At 56.8% G+C, this 18,323-nt stretch carries 22 protein-coding genes; 19 read left to right on the forward strand and 3 right to left on the reverse strand.

Going from position 1 to position 18,323, the window contains the following annotated elements:
* Positions 1-35: 35 nt before the first annotated feature.
* Positions 36-614, reverse strand: a complete 579-nt coding sequence (locus CHB79_RS16770; RefSeq protein WP_089360729.1) for a Maf family protein — start codon at positions 612-614, stop codon at positions 36-38.
* Between the two features lie 241 nt (positions 615-855).
* On the opposite strand from CHB79_RS16770, the gene CHB79_RS16775 reads away from it, so the two are divergent.
* From CHB79_RS16775 to CHB79_RS16835, 13 genes are all read left to right on the forward strand, one after another.
* Positions 856-1,383 carry a YceD family protein gene (locus CHB79_RS16775; protein WP_010488932.1) on the forward strand — a complete coding sequence of 176 codons (528 nt, stop codon included), beginning with the start codon at positions 856-858 and terminating at the stop codon, positions 1,381-1,383.
* 12 nt (positions 1,384-1,395) lie between these two features.
* On the forward strand, positions 1,396-1,578 hold the full coding sequence (gene rpmF, locus CHB79_RS16780) for a 50S ribosomal protein L32 (RefSeq protein WP_010488930.1): 183 nt from the start codon (positions 1,396-1,398) through the stop codon (positions 1,576-1,578).
* Between the two features lie 2 nt (positions 1,579-1,580).
* On the forward strand, positions 1,581-2,591 hold the full coding sequence (gene plsX / locus CHB79_RS16785; RefSeq protein ID WP_029529613.1) for a phosphate acyltransferase PlsX: 1,011 nt from the start codon (positions 1,581-1,583) through the stop codon (positions 2,589-2,591).
* A 107-nt stretch (positions 2,592-2,698) separates the two neighbouring features.
* On the forward strand, positions 2,699-3,637 hold the full coding sequence (gene fabD / locus CHB79_RS16790) for an ACP S-malonyltransferase (RefSeq protein ID WP_089360730.1): 939 nt from the start codon (positions 2,699-2,701) through the stop codon (positions 3,635-3,637).
* A gap of 14 nt (positions 3,638-3,651) precedes the next feature.
* Positions 3,652-4,395 carry a 3-oxoacyl-ACP reductase FabG gene (gene fabG / locus CHB79_RS16795; protein WP_010488924.1) on the forward strand — a complete coding sequence of 248 codons (744 nt, stop codon included), beginning with the start codon at positions 3,652-3,654 and terminating at the stop codon, positions 4,393-4,395.
* Between the two features lie 195 nt (positions 4,396-4,590).
* The gene (gene acpP, locus CHB79_RS16800; RefSeq protein ID WP_010488922.1) at positions 4,591-4,824 is read left to right on the forward strand and encodes an acyl carrier protein; all 234 of its coding nucleotides are present in this window, start codon (positions 4,591-4,593) and stop codon (positions 4,822-4,824) included.
* Positions 4,825-5,290: 466 nt separating this feature from the next.
* Positions 5,291-6,535, forward strand: coding sequence for a beta-ketoacyl-ACP synthase II (gene fabF / locus CHB79_RS16805; RefSeq protein ID WP_089360731.1), 1,245 nt, complete (start codon positions 5,291-5,293; stop codon positions 6,533-6,535).
* Positions 6,535-7,350, forward strand: coding sequence for an aminodeoxychorismate lyase (gene pabC / locus CHB79_RS16810; RefSeq protein WP_089360732.1), 816 nt, complete (start codon positions 6,535-6,537; stop codon positions 7,348-7,350). Before fabF ends, pabC begins: the two co-directional genes overlap by 1 nt.
* A 3-nt stretch (positions 7,351-7,353) precedes the next feature.
* A complete protein-coding gene (gene mltG / locus CHB79_RS16815) occupies positions 7,354-8,418 on the forward strand; it encodes an endolytic transglycosylase MltG (RefSeq protein ID WP_089360733.1) in 1,065 nt (354 codons plus the stop codon).
* Entirely contained in the window at positions 8,415-9,047 is a 633-nt protein-coding gene (tmk, locus tag CHB79_RS16820) for a dTMP kinase (protein ID WP_010488913.1), read from the forward strand. The genes mltG and tmk overlap by 4 nt, the downstream gene beginning before the upstream one ends.
* Entirely contained in the window at positions 9,040-10,026 is a 987-nt protein-coding gene (locus CHB79_RS16825) for a DNA polymerase III subunit delta' (protein ID WP_089360734.1), read from the forward strand. The genes tmk and CHB79_RS16825 overlap by 8 nt, the downstream gene beginning before the upstream one ends.
* A 37-nt stretch (positions 10,027-10,063) precedes the next feature.
* A complete protein-coding gene (locus CHB79_RS16830) occupies positions 10,064-10,420 on the forward strand; it encodes a PilZ domain-containing protein (RefSeq protein ID WP_003245164.1) in 357 nt (118 codons plus the stop codon).
* A gap of 90 nt (positions 10,421-10,510) precedes the next feature.
* Positions 10,511-11,296: a TatD family hydrolase gene (locus CHB79_RS16835; RefSeq protein ID WP_089360735.1), complete on the forward strand. Its 786-nt coding sequence runs from the start codon at positions 10,511-10,513 to the stop codon at positions 11,294-11,296.
* 230 nt (positions 11,297-11,526) lie between these two features.
* Here CHB79_RS16835 and CHB79_RS16840 read toward each other — a convergent pair whose 3' ends face one another.
* Entirely contained in the window at positions 11,527-12,660 is a 1,134-nt protein-coding gene (locus tag CHB79_RS16840) for an aminotransferase class V-fold PLP-dependent enzyme (RefSeq protein WP_089360736.1), read from the reverse strand.
* Between the two features lie 74 nt (positions 12,661-12,734).
* Between CHB79_RS16840 and CHB79_RS16845 the strand changes: the two genes are divergently transcribed.
* Both CHB79_RS16845 and CHB79_RS16850 read left to right on the forward strand, forming a co-directional pair.
* Complete coding sequence (locus CHB79_RS16845; protein WP_010488898.1) at positions 12,735-13,373, forward strand: TetR/AcrR family transcriptional regulator; 639 nt, start codon at positions 12,735-12,737, stop codon at positions 13,371-13,373.
* 153 nt (positions 13,374-13,526) lie between these two features.
* Entirely contained in the window at positions 13,527-14,420 is an 894-nt protein-coding gene (locus tag CHB79_RS16850) for a radical SAM protein (protein ID WP_089360737.1), read from the forward strand.
* Between the two features lie 36 nt (positions 14,421-14,456).
* On the opposite strand, the gene pdxR is transcribed toward CHB79_RS16850, so the two are convergent.
* Positions 14,457-15,860: a MocR-like pyridoxine biosynthesis transcription factor PdxR gene (gene pdxR, locus CHB79_RS16855; RefSeq protein WP_089360738.1), complete on the reverse strand. Its 1,404-nt coding sequence runs from the start codon at positions 15,858-15,860 to the stop codon at positions 14,457-14,459.
* A gap of 88 nt (positions 15,861-15,948) precedes the next feature.
* On the opposite strand from pdxR, the gene CHB79_RS16860 reads away from it, so the two are divergent.
* The 4 genes from CHB79_RS16860 (at position 15,949) to CHB79_RS16875 (ending at position 18,305) form a co-directional block, all read left to right on the forward strand.
* Positions 15,949-16,395, forward strand: coding sequence for a GNAT family N-acetyltransferase (locus CHB79_RS16860; RefSeq protein WP_089360739.1), 447 nt, complete (start codon positions 15,949-15,951; stop codon positions 16,393-16,395).
* Positions 16,392-17,012, forward strand: coding sequence for an FMN-dependent NADH-azoreductase (locus CHB79_RS16865; protein ID WP_089360740.1), 621 nt, complete (start codon positions 16,392-16,394; stop codon positions 17,010-17,012). Before CHB79_RS16860 ends, CHB79_RS16865 begins: the two co-directional genes overlap by 4 nt.
* A gap of 23 nt (positions 17,013-17,035) precedes the next feature.
* A complete protein-coding gene (locus CHB79_RS16870; protein ID WP_010488886.1) occupies positions 17,036-17,467 on the forward strand; it encodes a carboxymuconolactone decarboxylase family protein in 432 nt (143 codons plus the stop codon).
* A 148-nt stretch (positions 17,468-17,615) separates the two neighbouring features.
* Entirely contained in the window at positions 17,616-18,305 is a 690-nt protein-coding gene (locus CHB79_RS16875) for a GNAT family N-acetyltransferase (RefSeq protein ID WP_089360741.1), read from the forward strand.
* The last annotated feature ends 18 nt before the right edge of the window (positions 18,306-18,323 follow it).

Raw genomic sequence — 18,323 nt, forward strand, 5'->3', positions numbered from 1 at the left:
GATGGGCTGGCTTTGCATTGTCAGGCCCTGGCGGGTCAAGGGATTTGCCAGCCTTGCGCATGCAGCATGTCGACCAGGCGAATCAGTGGTAAGCCGATCAGGCTGTTGGCGTCGCTGCCTTCGGTGCTGCGAAACAGGCTCACGCCCAAGCCTTCAGCCTTGAAGCTGCCAGCGCAGTCGAGTGGCTGCTCGGCTTCCAGGTAGCGCTGGATCTGTTCTGGGGCGAGGTTGCGGAAGTGCACGGTAAAGGGTATGCAATCGACCTGGTATTGGCCGGTTGCGCTATTGAGCAATGTCAGGCCGGTCAGGAAGCTCACGCTCTTGCCGCTGGCGGCACTCAGTTGGCTAAAGGCCCGCTCCATGGTGTGTGGCTTGCCAAGGACCTGGTGATCCAGCACAGCCACCTGGTCGGAGCCAATGATGAGGTGATGTGCGTAGGTATTGCTCAGGGCGCGGGCTTTTTCCAGGGCCAGGCGCTTGACCATGTCGCTGGGTGTTTCATCATCGAGCCGGCTTTCATCGATATCTGGCGAGCTGCAGCTGAATGCAAGGTTGAGTCGGCTCAACAGTTCGCGGCGGTAGGGTGAGCTTGAGGCAAGAATCAGTGGCAGCATGCGGGGCCTGTTTGTCTTGTGAAAACAGCTATAAATAAGTCGATGCTCATGTAATGCCGAAAATTCTATATAAAGACCTTGCTGCTTTATATAGAAGGCTTTGAGTTGCTGTGGTCATGGCGATAAAACCGGCAAATATTGGCACCAAACTGACTTTGCCGAGGGTCGGTGGTCGTTTGTGCCGTAGATAAGCCTAATTTCCTTTGACAGGTACGGGTCTCATCCCTAGAATGCGGCGCCTATGTCGAATGGACCGATTCCACCTCACGTTGATCCGCGTAAGTTAGCAGATCGCACTGCCACCCTTGAGGGTGAGATTGCGCTTGCCGATTTACAAAGGCTCTGCAGCCCGCTTGCCGCTAACGACGGCAAGGTGCGCGCGAAGTTTTTCTTCGAGCGCGACGAGCGCAATGCTGTGGTTTTCCATAGCGAACTTGAGGTTGATGTCAAAATGGTTTGCCAGCGTTGTCTGGAACTGGTCGCTCTGCCGATCCAAAGCGCATGTGATTACGCTGTGGTGAAAGAAGGTGCGAATACCCAGTCTGTGCCGCAAGGCTATGACGTGCTGGAGTTGGGTGAAGATCCTTTGGATCTGCTTGCGCTGGTTGAGGATGAGCTCTTGCTTGCCTTGCCCATTGTCCCAGCTCATGACCCCGATGATTGCCAGCAGCCCGGTGGGCTCGATGAGCCTGAACCGAGCGAGGACGAGGTAACGCGGTCCAACCCGTTCAGTGTATTAGCACAGTTAAAGCGTGACCCAAACGTTTAGGAGTTAATTAGTATGGCTGTTCAGCAGAACAAAAAATCCCGTTCCGCCCGCGATATGCGCCGTTCCCACGACGCCCTCGAAGGCAACGCTCTGTCCGTAGAGAAGAGCACCGGTGAAGTTCACCTGCGTCACCACGTATCGCCAGAAGGCGTATACAAAGGTCGCAAAGTGATTGATAAGGGCGCTGACGAGTAATCTTGTCCGCTCCAATCATCGCGATTGATGCAATGGGTGGGGACTTCGGTCCTCACTGCATTGTTCCGGCAAGTATCGCTTGCCTGCAGAAATACCCCTCGTTGCACCTGGTCCTCGTCGGCCAATCCCCTGTTATCCAGCGTCTGATTGACCAGCATCCTGGCATTGATCGCTCGCGCCTGAAAATTGTTCATGCCAGCGAAACCATTGCGATGGATGAGTCGCCTGCGCATGCCTTGCGCAACAAGACGGATGCCTCCATGCGCGTTGCCCTGGATCTGGTTGGTTCAGGCCAGGCGGATGCCTGTGTCAGTGCAGGCAATACTGGTGCGTTGATGGCGCTGTCGCGCTATGTGCTCAAGACACTGCCTGGCATTGATCGACCTGCGATGATTACTGCGGTGCCGACACAGCAGGGCGTGTGTTACCTGCTTGACCTGGGGGCCAATGTTGATTGTTCGGCTGAGAACCTGTCGCAGTTTGCCGTAATGGGCGCTGTTGCCGCCGAGGCGCAAGGTATCCGCGCTCCGCGTGTTGCCTTGCTTAATGTCGGCACTGAGTTGATCAAGGGTAATCAGCAGGTGAGGGCGGCGGCTGCGTTGCTGCAACAAAACAGCGGGCTCAATTATGTCGGCTTCGTTGAAGGTGACGGCCTCTATCGTGGCGTTGCCGATGTGGTTGTGTGCGATGGTTTTGTCGGAAATATCGTTCTCAAGTCCAGCGAAGGCTTGGCCAGCATGATCTCTGGGCGCTTGGCGGACCTGTTCAAGGCTAACCTGTTGACCCGTGCCTTGGGGCTAATGGTTTTGCCTCTGTTAAAGCGCCTGCAGGGCGAATTGGCGCCAGCACAGCATAATGGTGCAAGCCTGCTGGGATTGCAGGGTATTGTTGTCAAAAGTCATGGCGCGGCTGATCAAACAGGCTTTCAGAGTGCAATTCGCCGAGCTTTGGCGGAAATCGAAGAAAATTTACCGCAACGATTGCAGGGTCGCCTTGACGATCTGTTGCGCTAGAATGTGACTGCACTGGATGCTCGGACATCCAAGCGACAGCGTGTTGCGCGCAGGTTAGCTCCTGCGCCGACTTACCCGAGGTTAAAACAACACTAGGGATCTGTTTAATGTCTGCATCATTTGCATTCGTCTTTCCTGGTCAAGGCTCGCAGTCCTTGGCCATGCTGGCCGACCTTGGCGCCCAGCACACAATCATTACCGACACCTTTGCCGAGGCTTCCACCGTGCTCGGTTACGATCTCTGGGCACTGACCCAGCAAGGTCCGGAAGAGCAACTTAATCAAACCGACAAGACCCAACCTGCGATTCTCACCGCGTCTATCGCTCTTTGGCGCTTGTGGTTGGCTGAGGGCGGCGCCAAGCCGGCCTTTGTTGCGGGCCACAGCCTGGGTGAGTATTCAGCCCTGGTCGCCGCTGGCAGCGTTACGCTGGCTGATGCGGTGAAGCTGGTTGAGCACCGTGGTCAATTAATGCAGCAGGCCGTACCTGCTGGCCAAGGCGGCATGGCGGCGATTCTCGGTCTTGAAGACGCTGATGTGCTGGCCGCTTGTGATGAAGCTGCGCAGGGTGAAGTGGTAAGTGCCGTGAACTTCAATGCCCCAGGCCAGGTGGTTATTGCCGGTAGTGCTGCTGCTGTGGCCCGCGCCATCGAAGTCTGCAAGGCGCGTGGTGCCAAGCGCGCCATGGCATTGCCAGTTAGCGTGCCCTCGCATTGTGCCTTGATGCGTCCGGCGGCTGAGCATTTTGCCGCGGCGGTATCGGCTATCGACTGGCAAGCGCCGCAGATTCCGCTGGTGCAAAACGTCAGTGCTGCGGTGGTAGCTGACCTTGATGTGCTCAAGGCTGATCTCCTGGCGCAGCTGTATAGCCCGGTTCGTTGGGTTGAATCTATCGTCTGCCTGTCCGAACAAGGTGTTACCGACCTGGTTGAGTGTGGCCCTGGCAAGGTGCTTTCGGGTCTGAACAAGCGTTGTGTCAAAGGCATCAACACCCACAATCTGGAAACCCCAGACGCTTTCGCTGCTGCACGTGCGGCGTTGGCCTGATTGAGGAAGCAAGTATGAGTTTGCAAGGTAAAGTTGCACTGGTAACCGGCGCCAGCCGTGGTATTGGCCAGGCTATTGCCCTTGAGTTGGGGCGTCAGGGCGCGGTTGTGATTGGTACTGCGACTTCCGAGTCGGGCGCTGGTCGTATCACTGAAACGCTCAAGTCCAACGGCATCGAAGGCGTTGGCATGATGCTCGATGTCTGCAGTGACGAATCAGTCACTGCAGTGCTGGAAAACATTCAGAAACAGTTCGGCCAGCCGCTGGTTTTGGTCAACAATGCCGGCATTACCCGTGACAATTTAATGTTGCGGATGAAAGACGATGAATGGTTTGATGTCATCGATACCAACCTCAACAGCCTGTATCGCCTGTCGAAAGCTGTTTTGCGGGGTATGACCAAGGCGCGTTTTGGTCGTATTATCAATATTGGTTCGGTAGTGGGTGCCATGGGCAACGGCGGACAGGTAAACTACGCTGCCGCCAAGGCGGGACTCGAAGGTTTCGGTCGCGCACTGGCACGTGAAGTAGGGTCGCGTTCGATTACAGTGAACGCGGTGGCACCGGGCTTTATCGATACCGATATGACCCGTGAGTTGCCGGAAGCACAGCGAGAGGCGTTGTTGACACAGATTCCGCTGGGTCGTCTGGGGCAGGCACAAGAGATCGCAAATGTTGTCTCTTTCCTCGCTTCTGATGGCGCAGCATATGTCACAGGGGCTACTATCCCTGTGAATGGCGGGATGTACATGAGCTAAATGTGACGGCGGTCTTCAGAAAACTGTCATAGGTTTTGTCTAAAATCCGTTATAAAGCTGCAACAGGTTTATAGACAGATCGTTGAAGTGTTTTTGGGGCCACCCCGCATTCAGCTTGAAATGCTAAAAACCCTTTATATACTGGCCGCACAGACAAGCTGCCTGGATTTGTCCAACTAGGAGTGAAAATACGGTATGAGCACCATCGAAGAACGCGTCAAGAAAATCGTTGCTGAGCAACTGGGCGTGAAAGAAGAAGAAGTAACCAACAGCGCTTCCTTCGTTGAAGACCTGGGTGCCGACTCTCTTGACACCGTTGAGCTGGTGATGGCTCTGGAAGAAGAGTTCGAAACCGAGATCCCGGACGAGCAAGCTGAAAAGATCACCTCTGTTCAGGAAGCTATCGATTACGTTACCGCTAACGCCTAACGTTTATCGTCGGTTACCCGATTAGAAAAAGCCGTACGGTCTTTATGTCCGTGCGGCTTTTCTTTAAGGATCATCTGAAAAGGTAGCGAGCGAAGATAGTACAAGGCGCAACGACCAACGGGAGTATCAGCTCAAGGCTGGCCCGAAGGACGAGCGCAGCGAGTAAAACACTGCGGAAAGCGGCCGGGATCGTGCTCGACTCTAGTGGCTCGCATGAGCATTCTGAGCAGTTTTTTAACGCGGCACGGGCTGCCCCGGTAATATCTAGCGCAGTAGTTTTTTAGTGATTTCTTAACTGGCTGTAAATGGCCTGTTCTTTTGGATTGCAGCGCGCAAAAGCTCGGCTTAACCTGCCTGGTAATACGCGAAGCCTTCACGGCACTGTACAACAGCAACGTGATTGAGCGCTTGTTGCTCTCGCGTGGACTGCAACCGTGCTTTATAAAACAGAGTAAAGGAGATTGCTGTGTCGCGTAGACGCGTCGTAGTTACCGGTATGGGCATGTTGTCGCCGCTGGGTAACGATGTGCCGAGCAGTTGGCAGGGCATTTTGGCCGGAAAAAGCGGTATCGGCCCGATCGAGCATATTGATCTTTCTGCTTACACCACTCGTTTTGGTGGCTCGATCAAAGGCTTTGACGTCGAGCAGTACTTGTCTGCCAAAGAGGCGCGCAAGCTCGATTTATTCATTCAATACGGCTTGGCGGCCAGCTTTCAGGCCATGCGTGATTCCGGCCTGGAAGTCACGGATGCCAATCGTGAACGCATAGGTGTGGCGCTTGGCTCGGGTATTGGTGGCCTGACCAATATCGAGAACAGCTGCAAGGCGCTTCAAGAGCAAGGTCCGCGGCGCATATCGCCATTCTTCGTGCCGGGTTCGATAATCAATATGATTTCAGGCTTCCTGTCGATCCACCTGGGTTTACAGGGGCCGAACTATGCCATTGCAACGGCTTGCACTACGGGCACCCATTGTATTGGCATGGCTGCGCGTAACATTGCCTACGGCGAAGCTGATGTCATGATGGCAGGCGGCGCTGAAATGGCAGCGTGCGGCTTGGGCATGGGCGGCTTTGCTGCGGCGCGGGCACTGTCTACGCGTAACGATGAGCCAACCAAGGCCAGCCGTCCATGGGATGTGGACCGTGATGGCTTTGTCTTGTCCGACGGTGCTGGCACCCTGGTGCTCGAGGAGTTGGAGCATGCCAAGGCCCGTGGTGCGCATATCTATGCCGAACTGATTGGTTTCGGCATGAGTGGCGACGCCTTTCATATGACCTCGCCGCCAGAAGACGGTGAAGGGGCTGCCCGTTGCATGGTCAATGCCTTGCGTGATGCCGGCTTGAATCCTGACCAGGTGCAGTACATCAATGCCCATGGTACTTCGACAATGGCCGGCGACAAGGCCGAGATCGCTGCGATCAAGTCGGTGTTCGCCGATCACGCCTACAAGCTCAGCGTCAGCTCGACCAAGTCGATGACCGGGCACTTGCTGGGTGCTGCCGGCGCTGTTGAAGCCATCTTCAGCGTCCTTGCGCTGCGGGACCAGGTTGCGCCGCCGACCATCAATCTCGATCAGCCTGATGAGGGTTGTGATCTTGACCTGGTGCCGCACACTGCCAAAGAAAAACCGATCGACGTGGTGCTGTCCAACTCCTTCGGTTTTGGCGGCACAAATGGCTCGCTGGTGTTCCGTCGGTTTAACGATTGATGTTGAGCTGGATCGACGGTCGCCCTGAAGAGTTGCTGTCGATCAAGGATCGCGGCCTGGCTTACGGTGATGGGCTATTTGAGACCATCGCCGTGACAGCCGGCCGCCCAGTGTTGCTGGAGCGTCACCTGAGCCGCATGGCCCAGGGCTGTGCGCGGTTGAACATTGCGCTCGATCAATCCCTGCTGCGCAATGAACTGCAAGCTTTTTGTGCCGCGCTGGGTAATGGCATCGCCAAGCTGATTATCACCCGTGGCGATGGTCTGCGCGGTTATGCGCCGCCTGTGGCGGCCCAGTCGCGTCGTATCCTGCAAGGTTCGCCAGCGGCCAGCTACGCACCTGAAAATGCTCGAGAGGGCGTGCGTCTGTTTGCCTGCAAGACAAGACTGGCTGAGCAACCCCTGCTTGCCGGGATGAAGCACCTCAACCGCCTTGAACAGGTGCTGGCGCGTGCCGAGTGGGATGATCCCGCTTACGCTGAAGGCCTGATGTGCGATGTTGGCGGTCGTGTAATCGAGGGTGTCTACAGCAATATTTTCATGGTCAGGGATGGGCGGTTGTCCACGCCTGACTTGAGCCGTTGCGGTGTGGCGGGGGTGATGCGGGCGGAACTGCTGGATCAGGCCGCGCAGTTGTCCATCCCATGCTCGGTGACGGATATCAGCCCCGACGAACTGCGCAGTGCCGACGAGGTCTTTGTTTGTAATAGCGTCTATGGCGTTTGGCCGGTGCTTGAGCTGCTTGATTGTCGCTGGCTGGCCGGGCCCATGACCCGTAGACTGCAGGCAATTGCTCGTGATTTATTGGATAGTTAATTCGTGATACGCAAAATACTGCTGTTTCTTGAAGTCTGTGTGGTGCTGGCAGGCCTGACGTTTGCCGTGGCTGCCTGGCAGCAACACACCGCGTTGCAGCAGCCCTTGCAGTTAAGCCAGGAGCGCCTGCTTGAAGTGCCAAGAGGTGCTACACCGGGCGGTGTGCTCAATCAGCTGGAGCGCGAAGGGGTCATCGACAAGGCCTTTTGGTTGCGCCTGTATTGGCGCTTCAACCTGCGCGGCGAACCCCTGCACAGCGGCGAGTACCGGCTAATGCCCGGGCAGACCGTGCGTGACATGCTCGGGCTGTGGCGCCGCGGCGAAGTGGTGCAGTACAGCCTGACCTTGGTCGAGGGCTGGAATTTTCGCCAGGTTCGTCAGGCACTGGCGCGCCAGGATGCCTTGCAGAAGACCCTGGAGGATGTTTCTGATGCGCAGTTGATGGAGCGTCTGGGCGAGCCGGGCATGAACCCCGAGGGGCGCTTCTTCCCCGATACCTATCGCTATGTGCGTGGCATGAGTGATTACGAGTTGCTCAAGCAGGCCCATGCACGTTTGCAGCAAGTGCTCGAGGAGGAGTGGCAGGCACGCGCTGATGACTTGCCCTACAAGGAACCCTATGAAGCGCTGATCATGGCCTCGATGATCGAAAAGGAAACTGGTGTACCGCACGAGCGTGACCAGATAGCCGGGGTGTTTATCCGCAGACTGGCGTTGGGCATGCGCCTGCAAACCGACCCGACGGTTATCTATGGCATGGGCGAGCGTTACACCGGGCGCATCACCCGCGCGGACCTGCGCGAGCCAACGCCCTACAACACTTATATTATTACCGGCATGCCGCCGACGCCGATTTCCCTGGTGGGGCGTGAGGCCATTCATGCGGCGCTGCATCCGGCACCTGGTAAGAGCTTGTATTTCGTCGCTCGTGGCGACGGCAGCCATATATTCTCCAATTCCCTTGAGGCGCATAACCGGGCGGTACGCGAGTATCAGCTCAAGCGTCGGGCGGATTACCGCTCGAGCCCTGCGCCGGTTTCAACCCCTGATCAAAAGGACAGTCAGTGAGCGGTTTGTTTATCACCCTTGAAGGCCCGGAAGGTGCAGGCAAGAGCACTAATCGCGACTACTTGGCCCGTAAGCTCGAAGCGCAAGGCCTAGAGGTCGTATTAAGCCGTGAACCTGGTGGCACACCGCTGGCCGAGCGTGTACGCGAGTTGCTGTTGACACCCAATGCCGAGCCAATGGCTGCCGACACCGAGTTGCTGTTGGTATTCGCGGCGCGCGCTCAGCATATCGCCCAGGTGATTGCGCCAGCACTGGCCCGTGGTTGCGTGGTGCTGTGTGACCGTTTCACCGATGCGACCTATGCCTACCAGGGTGGTGGCCGTGGGTTGTCAGAAGCACGCATCAGTCAGTTGGAAGACTTTGTCCAGGGTGATTTGCGCCCAGACCTGACCCTGGTTTTTGACCTGCCGATCGAGGTAGGTCTATCGCGGGCCGCCGCGCGTGGCCGGCTGGACCGCTTCGAGCAGGAAGGTTCGAACTTCTTCAACGCGGTACGCCAGACCTACCTCAAGCGCGCCCAGGCGGCACCTGAGCGGTATCGCATTGTCGATGCCGCGCAACCCCTGGAGCAGGTACAAGTCGCACTGGATGCATTGTTGCCCACTATCCTGGAGTTGAGCCGTGGCTGAGGCCTATCCTTGGCAAGACTCGCTGTGGCAGCAATTGGCCGGGCGCACTCAGCATGCCCATGCTTACCTGTTGCACGGTGCACCTGGCATTGGCAAAAGGGCGCTGGCCGAGCGCTTGCGAGCACGCTTGCTCTGCCAGCAGCCACAGGGTCTTGATGCCTGCGGCGAGTGCAAGTCGTGTCACCTGTTGGCCGCTGGCACTCATCCTGATTCGGCGGTGCTTGAGCCTGAAGAGTTTGATAAGCCGATCAAGGTGGATCAGGTGCGTAGCCTGGTTAACTTCTTGGTTCAGACGGCCCAGTTGGCTGGCCGCAAGGTGGTGGTGGTCGAACCGGCCGAGTCGATGAACCTCAATGCCGCCAATGCCTTGCTCAAAAGTCTTGAAGAGCCTTCTGGCGATACGGTTATCTTGATGATCAGTCATCAGCCAAGCCGTTTGCTGCCGACCGTCAAGAGCCGTTGCGTGCAGCAGGCCTGTCCGTTGCCCAGCGAAACCATGAGCCTGCAATGGCTGGCTAGTGCATTGCCGGATAGCAGTGCCGAAGAACGTGCTGAGCTGCTGTGTTTGGCTGCCGGGTCGCCACTGGTGGCGGTGCGCATGCAGGAGCAGGGCGTGCGCGAACAACGTGCTCAGGTGGTTGATGGCGTAAAAAAACTGCTCAAGCAGCAGATTGCTGTCAGCCCGCTGGCTGAAAGCTGGAACTCGGTATCCTTGCAGCTGTTGTTCGACTGGTTTTATGACTGGTCGCAATTGATGTTGCGTTACCAGCTGACACAAGATGAACATGGCCTTGGCCAGGCGGATATGCGCAAGGTTGTGCAGTACATGGCAGGCAAGGCCAGCCAGGCCAAGGTCATAAAAATGCAGGACTGGATATTGCTGCAACGACAAAAAGTCATTGCCAAAGCTAACCTTAACCGTGTTCTGCTTCTCGAAGCCTTGTTGGTACAGTGGGCAAGCTTGCCCGGACCGGGCTAGAATCGCCCACTAAGTATTAAAAAATCAGGAATGCCGCATGAGCTTGCCACCTAACCTGGGTCCGCGTAATGGAATCTTGTCTCTAACCATCAAAGACAAGTCCGTGCTCTATGCCGCTTACATGCCTTTCATCAAAAATGGCGGGTTGTTTATCCCCACCAACAAAAGCTACAAGCTGGGTGATGAAGTGTTCATGTTGCTCAACTTGATGGATGAGCCTGAAAAAATTCCGGTTGCGGGCAAAGTGGTCTGGATTACGCCAAAAGGCGCCCAGGGCAACCGTGCAGCAGGCGTTGGCGTACAGTTCAATGACGGTGACAACACCGCCCGTAACAAGATCGAGACCTATCTGGCCGGTGCGCTGAAGTCGGACCGTCCGACGCACACCATGTAGCCGGGTTGTCCGTACATGCTCTAAGGCAAAAGGCCGCATTGATTGCGGCCTTTTGCATTCATTCTCTTTGCTGAACATTAGTGGTTTTTTATGTTGATTGACTCGCACTGCCATCTCGACCGACTGGATCTTGGCGCTCACAATGGGTCGCTTGATGCCGCACTTGATGCTGCGCGGGCGCGTGGGGTTGGCCATTTCCTGTGTATCGGGGTGAGCGCGGATAATGCCGCTGCGGTCAAAGGCCTGGCTGATCGCTATGAAGATGTCGATTGCTCGGTCGGCGTGCATCCACTGGATCTGGAGCCAGGCGCAACGCCGGCCATGGACTGGTTGCTCAGTGAGCTTGAGCACCCGCGCGTGGTGGCCATCGGTGAAACCGGCCTTGACTATCACTACGAGCCTGAGGCCGCCGAACTGCAACAGGCTTCGTTCCGCCTGCACCTGCAAGCGGCCCAGGCCACCGCCAAGCCGGTCATAGTGCACACCCGTGGCGCTCGTGCCGATACCTTGCAGCTCCTGCGCGAGGCGGCATTACCGCAAGCCGGTGTGCTGCACTGTTTCACCGAAGACTGGGACATGGCAAAGGCTGCGCTGGATTTGGGCTTTTATATTTCGCTGTCGGGTATCGTCACTTTTCGCAATGCCGATGCGCTCCGTGAAGTCGCTCGCCAGGTTCCGGTAGATCGCCTGCTGGTCGAGACAGACTCGCCGTATCTGGCACCGGTGCCGCATCGCGGCAAACCCAACTTGCCGGAGTATGTGCGAGACGTGGCTGAATATCTGACGGTGCTGCGCGGCGTCAGCTACGAACAACTGGCCGAGCAGACCAGCAACAACTTCAAGCGTTTGTTTCCGCTGGCCCGTGTCAGCGGATAGCGCAACCAGCCTGGGGCACAACGCAAAAAAAACCCGGGTTCTGGGGGATGAATCCGGGTTAAGACCATTAGGAGTAATCAAGGTACGCGGTCCACGGTACCTTGGCTGGCGAGTCACTTGGGGGAGATGCCCCGCCAGTACTTATGAGTATTGGTCAACTTTTCCGATCGTCCAGCCCAATTTGGCGGGTTCTTAAACGGATTTGGAATACCCGAGCTACCGCTCAGTTCTCAGCGGCCACTGGCCTGGCGTATCAGGCGCAGCGTTGACTCAATCACCTCGGGTTTGGTGTAGAAGTGCGGCGAGAGGCGGATGCCCTTGCCACGCTGCGCGCATATCAGGTTGTCTTGCTTGAGTTTTTCAAACAGCGCCCGGGTGTCCCAACCGTCGAGGCTGAAATTGATAATGCCGGCCCGGCGTTCCGGGTTCAGCGGGCTGTGCAGGTTAACCCCCGAAATTCGCCCCAGCCCGGTGGTCAGCTCTAGCACGCGCTCTTCCAGCGCTTGGCCCACGGCTACCATTCCCACTTCCTCAAGCAGCGACAGGCTGGCTTCCAGGGCCATGGTGCCAAGCATGTTTGGGCTGCCTGATTCAAAGCGCACTGCGCTTTTTGCCGGTTGCCAGTCGGTGCGTGAGTAATCACCGGCATGTTCGAGCATGTGCCAGCCGTATTCATGGAGCTTGAGTTGCTCGCGTAATTCGCTGCGGCAATAAAACAGACCAAGGCCTTCCGGGCCGAGCATCCATTTGTGGCCGTCGGCCATGGCGAAATCGCACCCACAGGCTTGAACATCAAAGGGCAGGGCGCCGATTTGCTGGATGGCATCGACGCAAAACAGCACGCCTTTCTCCCTGCAACCGTGGCCGAGGCGTTGCAGGTTGAGGCGCAAGCCACTGGCAAACTGCACAGCGCTTATTGAAAGCAGGCGTGTTCGAGGGCCACAAGCGTCGAGCAGGGCGGTTTCAGGGTCACTGTTGGCTAGATTGACCTGTTTGACCTCGACACCTTGCGCATTTAACGCCTGCCAGACAATTTTATTTGAAGGGAACTCTTCGTCGCTGATAACCACTTGGTCACCCGGTTGCCAATCCAGTCCAAAGGCAACATAGGACAACGCCTGCGAGGTGTTCTTGACCAGAGCGATATCGTCGCTCGATGGTGCGTTGACCAGGCGGGCCAGGCGTTCACGCAATAAATGCTCGGTTGCCAGCCAGTCAGAATAGTTACGCGCACCGAGCCTGGCGTTCTCGTTTGAGAAGCGATTTACCGCATCAACAGTGCGCTGCGGCCATGGCGAAATGGCGGCATGATTGAGGTAATTGATCGCAGAAAGCTGCTCAAACTCGTAACGAAGTGCGTTCATGGTTCGATGATCCGTGCAATTTGGCGCTATTGAGGCATAATAGTCGGCTCGATTTTTGACCACTTAGTCCCTTTATGCAGAAAGAACCCCGTAAGGTCCGTGAGTTTCGTCGCCGTGAGCAGGAAATTCTCGACACTTCGCTAAAACTATTCCTTGAGCAAGGCGAAGACAGCGTGACTGTCGAGATGATCGCCGACGCAGTAGGCATAGGTAAAGGCACCATCTACAAACACTTCAAATCCAAGGCCGAGATCTACCTGCGCCTGATGCTCGACTATGAGCGCGATTTGAACGAGTTGCTGCATTCGGCCGATGTCGACCGTGACCAGGAAGCCCTGTCGCGCGCCTACTTTGAGTTCCGCATGCGCGACCCGCAGCGTTATCGTCTGTTTGATCGCCTTGAGGAAAAGGTGGTCAAGGGTAACCAAGTCCCGGAAATGGTCGAGCAGTTGCACAAGATCCGTGCTTCAAACTTCGAGCGCCTGACCCTGCTGATCAAGGGGCGGATCGCCGAAGGCAAGCTCGAAGATGTGCCGCCTTACTTCCATTATTGCGCTGCATGGGCTTTGGTACACGGCGCTGTGGCGCTGTACCACTCGCCATTCTGGAGCAATGTCCTGGAAGATCAGGAGGGCTTTTTCCAGTTCCTGATGGACATCGGCGTGCGCATGGGCAACAAGCGCAAGCGCGATGGCGATACCCCGAACAGCTAAGCGTCTTAGCTGTCATTTTGCTGGTCTTGGGCATAAGTCCGAGGCCAGCACATACGTCCTGTATATTGAACGCACTCAGCCGTACTTGCGCTTATTGAGCTTAGTGGCTTGAGTTGCGCAAGCAAGGTTACTGATCCTGCAGAGTGATTTGCCGTGGCTGCCGCATTTCCTATCGACTACATCGAACCCGTCTTCCGCCCGCCCAGCGAGGCGCACTCGTTGATCCTGCCGGTCACCAACGGCTGCTCGTGGAACAATTGCACCTTCTGTGAAATGTATACCCAGGAACAGAAGAAGTTTCGCGCCCGTGATGAAGTGCAGGTGCTCGAAGAAATCCGCAAGGCCGGCGAGCAATTGATCGTGCAGCGGGTGTTTCTGGCTGATGGCGATGCCTTGGTGCTGCCAACACGGCGTTTGTTGAATATTCTCACTGCAATCCGCGAGCATATGCCCGAGGTGAATCGGGTATCGAGCTACTGCCTGCCGCGTAACCTGCGCAAAAAGTCAGTGGCTGAGCTGAAGGAACTTGCAGATGCGGGCCTGGGGATGGCCTATGTGGGTTGTGAGTCAGGCGATGATGAGGTGTTGGCGCGCATCAACAAGGGCGAAACCTATGAGTCGAGCCTTAGTGCGCTTGAGAAGCTGGGCGACGCGGGCATCACGCGCTCGGTGATGATTCTCAATGGTCTTGGCGGCAGCGTGCTGAGCGAGCAGCATGCCGATAATTCAGCGCGCCTGATGAATGCTGCGCAGCCTGAGTTTCTCTCGACCTTGGTGGTGAGCTTTCCCCAAGGCGAAGCGAGGTTGCGTCGCGGCTTCGCTGATTTCGAGCCGCTTAGCCAGGCGCAACTTTTTGTTGAGATAGAGCGGCTGCTGCAGGGGCTTGAATTGCAAGATACGGTGTTTCGCAGTGACCACGCCTCGAATTACCTGGTGCTTAAAGGCAACCTGGGGGCTGATAAGCAACGTTTGCTGGCACAGGTTCGCGAGGCTATTGAACGTCCGCAACATGCGCAGCTGCGCCAAGAGTGGCAACGCGGCCTGTAGGCTAGGCCTGCCCGCTCTAGGTCGTGCCCGTCCTCGCTACTCCTGAATGATCTGGGCCAGGCTCGACGCCACAGTTTCTGCATGCTCGGCACTTGTTATGTTAGTGAAGCCCATGACCAGCCCCTTTTTTGGGGTGTCCTGCAGGTACCACTGCGACAATGGTTCTACTGCAATACCCAGGGTTCTGGCTTGCCGGGCAAGCGCGCAATCATTGCCCTTATGCATATAGGCGACCAAGTGCATACCTCCGGCCTGGGGGTTGATCTGTAAATATCCGTCCAAATGCAGGTTCAAGGCATCGACCAGCCATTGCCTGCGCCGTGCATAAAGGCTGCGCATCTTCTTTAGATGCCGGGCGAAGTGACCCTCGTTGAGAAAGGCCGCAACGGTAGCCTGTAGCAGGTGCGGGCAGTGGCTGTGCAGGCGATCCGCCATTTTGGCGAATGCTTGGCTCTGCTCAAGCGGGACCACCAGATAGGCCAGGCGCAGGCTGGGAAACAGGACTTTGCTGAAGGTTCCGGTATACAGCACCCGACCTTGCTGATCGAGGCTCTTCAGGGCTGGCAGGGGTTTACCTTGATAGCGGTACTCACTGTCGTAATCATCCTCGATGATCCAGCTGCCCTGGCGATTGGCCCAAGCCAATAGCGCCAGGCGCCTGGTCAGTGACAGCGATATTCCTAGCGGACTCTGGTGGGTCGGGGTGACTACTGCAAAACGAGCATCAGGGCAGCGAGCAATGCCTTGCTCGACCTCAAGCCCCTGATCATCCACATTGATCGGTACCAGTTCTGCGCCGGCCTCTTGCAAGGCATTCCTGGCCATGAAGTAACCGGGCTCTTCCAGCCAGCATTTATCGCCTGGGCGCATCAATGTGTGACTAATCAGGTCGAGGCAGGCGCGATAGCCCGCGCACACCAGTATTTGATCTGGATGACAGGCAATGCCTCGCGAAATTCCAAGATAGGAAGCAATTGCCCCCCGCAGTGGTGCATAGCCGCGTGAATCCGGGTAGACCAGCGTATCAATCCCTGATTGGCGTAACTGACGACCCGCAAGCCTTGTCCAGAGCTTGCGTGGAAATGCATCCAGTGCAGGAAGACCCATTTGCAGTGCCATCGGCAACTTTCCCGAATGCGTGCCGTGGAAATCCAGGGATGCAACCCTTGTACGAGGCGGGGCAGTGGTCGGGGTCAAGTGAGGGGTCACAACAGTCCCGGCCGCCCCGCGTGCAGTCAGATAACCCTCGCCAATAAGCAGTTGATAAGCTGCATCCACAGTGCCACGGGCCAAATTCAATTCCGCGGCCAGGGCACGAACCGCAGGCACCCGATCTCCCGGGCGCAGACGCCCGTCTGCGATTGACTCGCGAAAGCGCTGGTAAAGCTGGCGGTAGATCGGCGCCGATTGACTGCGGTCGAGCTTGAATTGAGCAATCATGGTCTAGTCATTTATGCAATTTTTGGATCTATAGGTTAAGCCATCCTGACTCTAAAGTAAGGCATCACTCTTGAGCAGGCTGGCTGATATGTCATTTACCCTGGAGCACCTCGATAACGAGCAGGCCTTACGGACCAGTTTCGAGCTTATGCGCGTCTTGCGCCCCCACCTTGTCAATTGCGCGGATTACGTGCAGCAGTTGGTTCGACAAACCCAGCAAGGCTACCGCCTGCTCGCGGCCCTGGACGGTGAGCAAATTGTCGGTCTGGCCGGTTACCGTGAGATGGAAAACCTGCTCTATGGACGCTTTATTTACCTTGATGACCTGGTCGTGAGCCCGGCCTTGCAGCGCAGCGGCCTGGGTGGTCGCCTGCTGGACGCCGTTCGTAATGAAGCCGTGCGGCAACAATGCGATCACTTTGTGCTGGACACCGGCTTACATATGCCACTGGCCCAGCGCTTTTACTTTCGCCATGGCCTGCTGGCACGTGGCATGCACTTCACCCAGAGCCTGCGCGAGGTTAAGTCGGTATGAAAACTGTCCTGTTGATTAATGCCAGCCCCCATGGGGATGACTCCCATGCGCATCAGTTGGCCCTGGAATTGGTGGCGGTGTTGCAACAGCAGCACCAGGGCCTGGAGTTGATCGAGCGTGACCTGGGCGCGTATCCGCTACCGCCATTGGGTACCGACTATGCCCGGGCGCTGACCTCGAACACGCCATTCGATTCACCGGCCTTCGAGGTTTCGGAGGCAATGATTGCCGAGCTGGAACGCAGCGATGTCCTGCTGATTGCCACGCCAATGCACAACTTCACGGTGCCGGCCGCACTCAAGCTTTGGATCGATTATGTCTTGCGCATACAGCGCACATTCAAATCAACCGCCAAAGGCAAAGTCGGCTTGCTGGAGGATCGTCCAGTCCATGTCGTGGTTGGCTCCGGTGGCTTCCACAGGGGTGAGCGCGCACGCCAGCCTGACTTCCTGACGGTCTATCTACGTTACGCGCTGAACACCATCGGACTTTTCGATTTGCAGTTCACCTACTTGCAGGGCCTGGTCCTGGGTCAAGAGGTTGTCCAGGCCGCAATTGAGCAGGCGCGACGCGAACTTTCACTCACCCCCTTGTTTAGCAACCTTGTTTGTAACTGAGCAATTTATTAAGGAGTTTCATCATGAGCCAACTCAGACTGCCTTTTTCCACGCTTTCGCCTGCGGCATACCAAGGCTTGCATGCAACCAATACCGCACTGGCTTCAAGCTCGCTCGGCTTGCCACTGCTTGAGCTTGTGTATTTGCGTATCTCCCAGATCAACGGCTGTGCTTACTGCCTGGGCAAGCATTCCGCGAGCCTGCGCCAGTGCGAAGTGGCGCAGGCAAAACTGGATTGCCTTGCCGGCTGGAAAATCAGCGAGCTGTTTGACGAGCGTGAGCGTGCTGCCTTGGCGTGGGCCGAAACACTCACTTTTGTCAGCGAGAAAGGCGCGCCGGATGCCCTGTACGAACCGCTGCAAAGCCACTTCTCCGATGTCGAGATTTCCGACCTGACCCTGGCAATTTCACTGATGAACGCCTTTAACCGCCTGGCCGTGGGCATGAAGCTTTAGCCCAGCGTTAAGCCGAGGCTGTGCGCCAGCGACATAAGGCGCACAGCCATACGGTTGATTGGGTGAGCCATGCAAGCCATGGCGGTGGGCGTTACAATGGCATCAGCACCGATTACCCTGATCGGGCACAGCTGGAGCCAGCGTCTCGATGTTCACCCTTGTACACCTGGATAGCTCACCACCGGAGGCCCTGAACGCTCAGGTTCTGCAAATGGTGGTGGACTACTTTAGCGACATCAGTCCGGTGCCGCTGACGCCCAGCAATCCGCTCTATCAGCTCTACCAATATGTGATTGGCTACGAGGTGCACATGTACCTGCAGGCCATCAGCGGCGCTCAGGGCGGCTCGCCGAAATTGGTTTTGGCCCTGGATGATGACGATCCTGCCCTGGTGCTGGGCTTTGCGCTGTATCTGCCGAGCCCGGATGACGCCGAAGCCTGCACGCTTGCTTATCTGGCCGTTCAAGCCAGTCACCGCCGACGTGGCATCGCCAAGGCACTGTTGCAGCAGGTGATCGAGCATCGCCCACACCTCGAATTGGCCTGTGCGGCGAGCAAGGTGCCGATCTTTGAATCCATGGGTTTGCAAGTAGTGGCAGCGCAGGGGCCGCATATGGTGCTCAGTAGCCGGGCTTACCGCTCGGCTGGAATGGTGGCGGTCCAGGACTTGGCACCGATTTTCCAATCCAAGGAAGTGCGGCAGATCCACACCTACCTTGTGCAACAGAATGGAAACAAGGCCATGAGTGATGCCGAAAACAAGCGCGACCGCCTGCTCGACCAGATGGCCTATCAAGCTCAGGCATTACTGAAAGAGCGATTCCCGACAATTCACTGATGGAGTAGGGGACAGGCC

It is taken from the genome of Pseudomonas segetis (genome assembly GCF_900188155.1).
GTDB classification, from domain to species: Bacteria; Pseudomonadota; Gammaproteobacteria; order Pseudomonadales; family Pseudomonadaceae; genus Aquipseudomonas; species Aquipseudomonas segetis.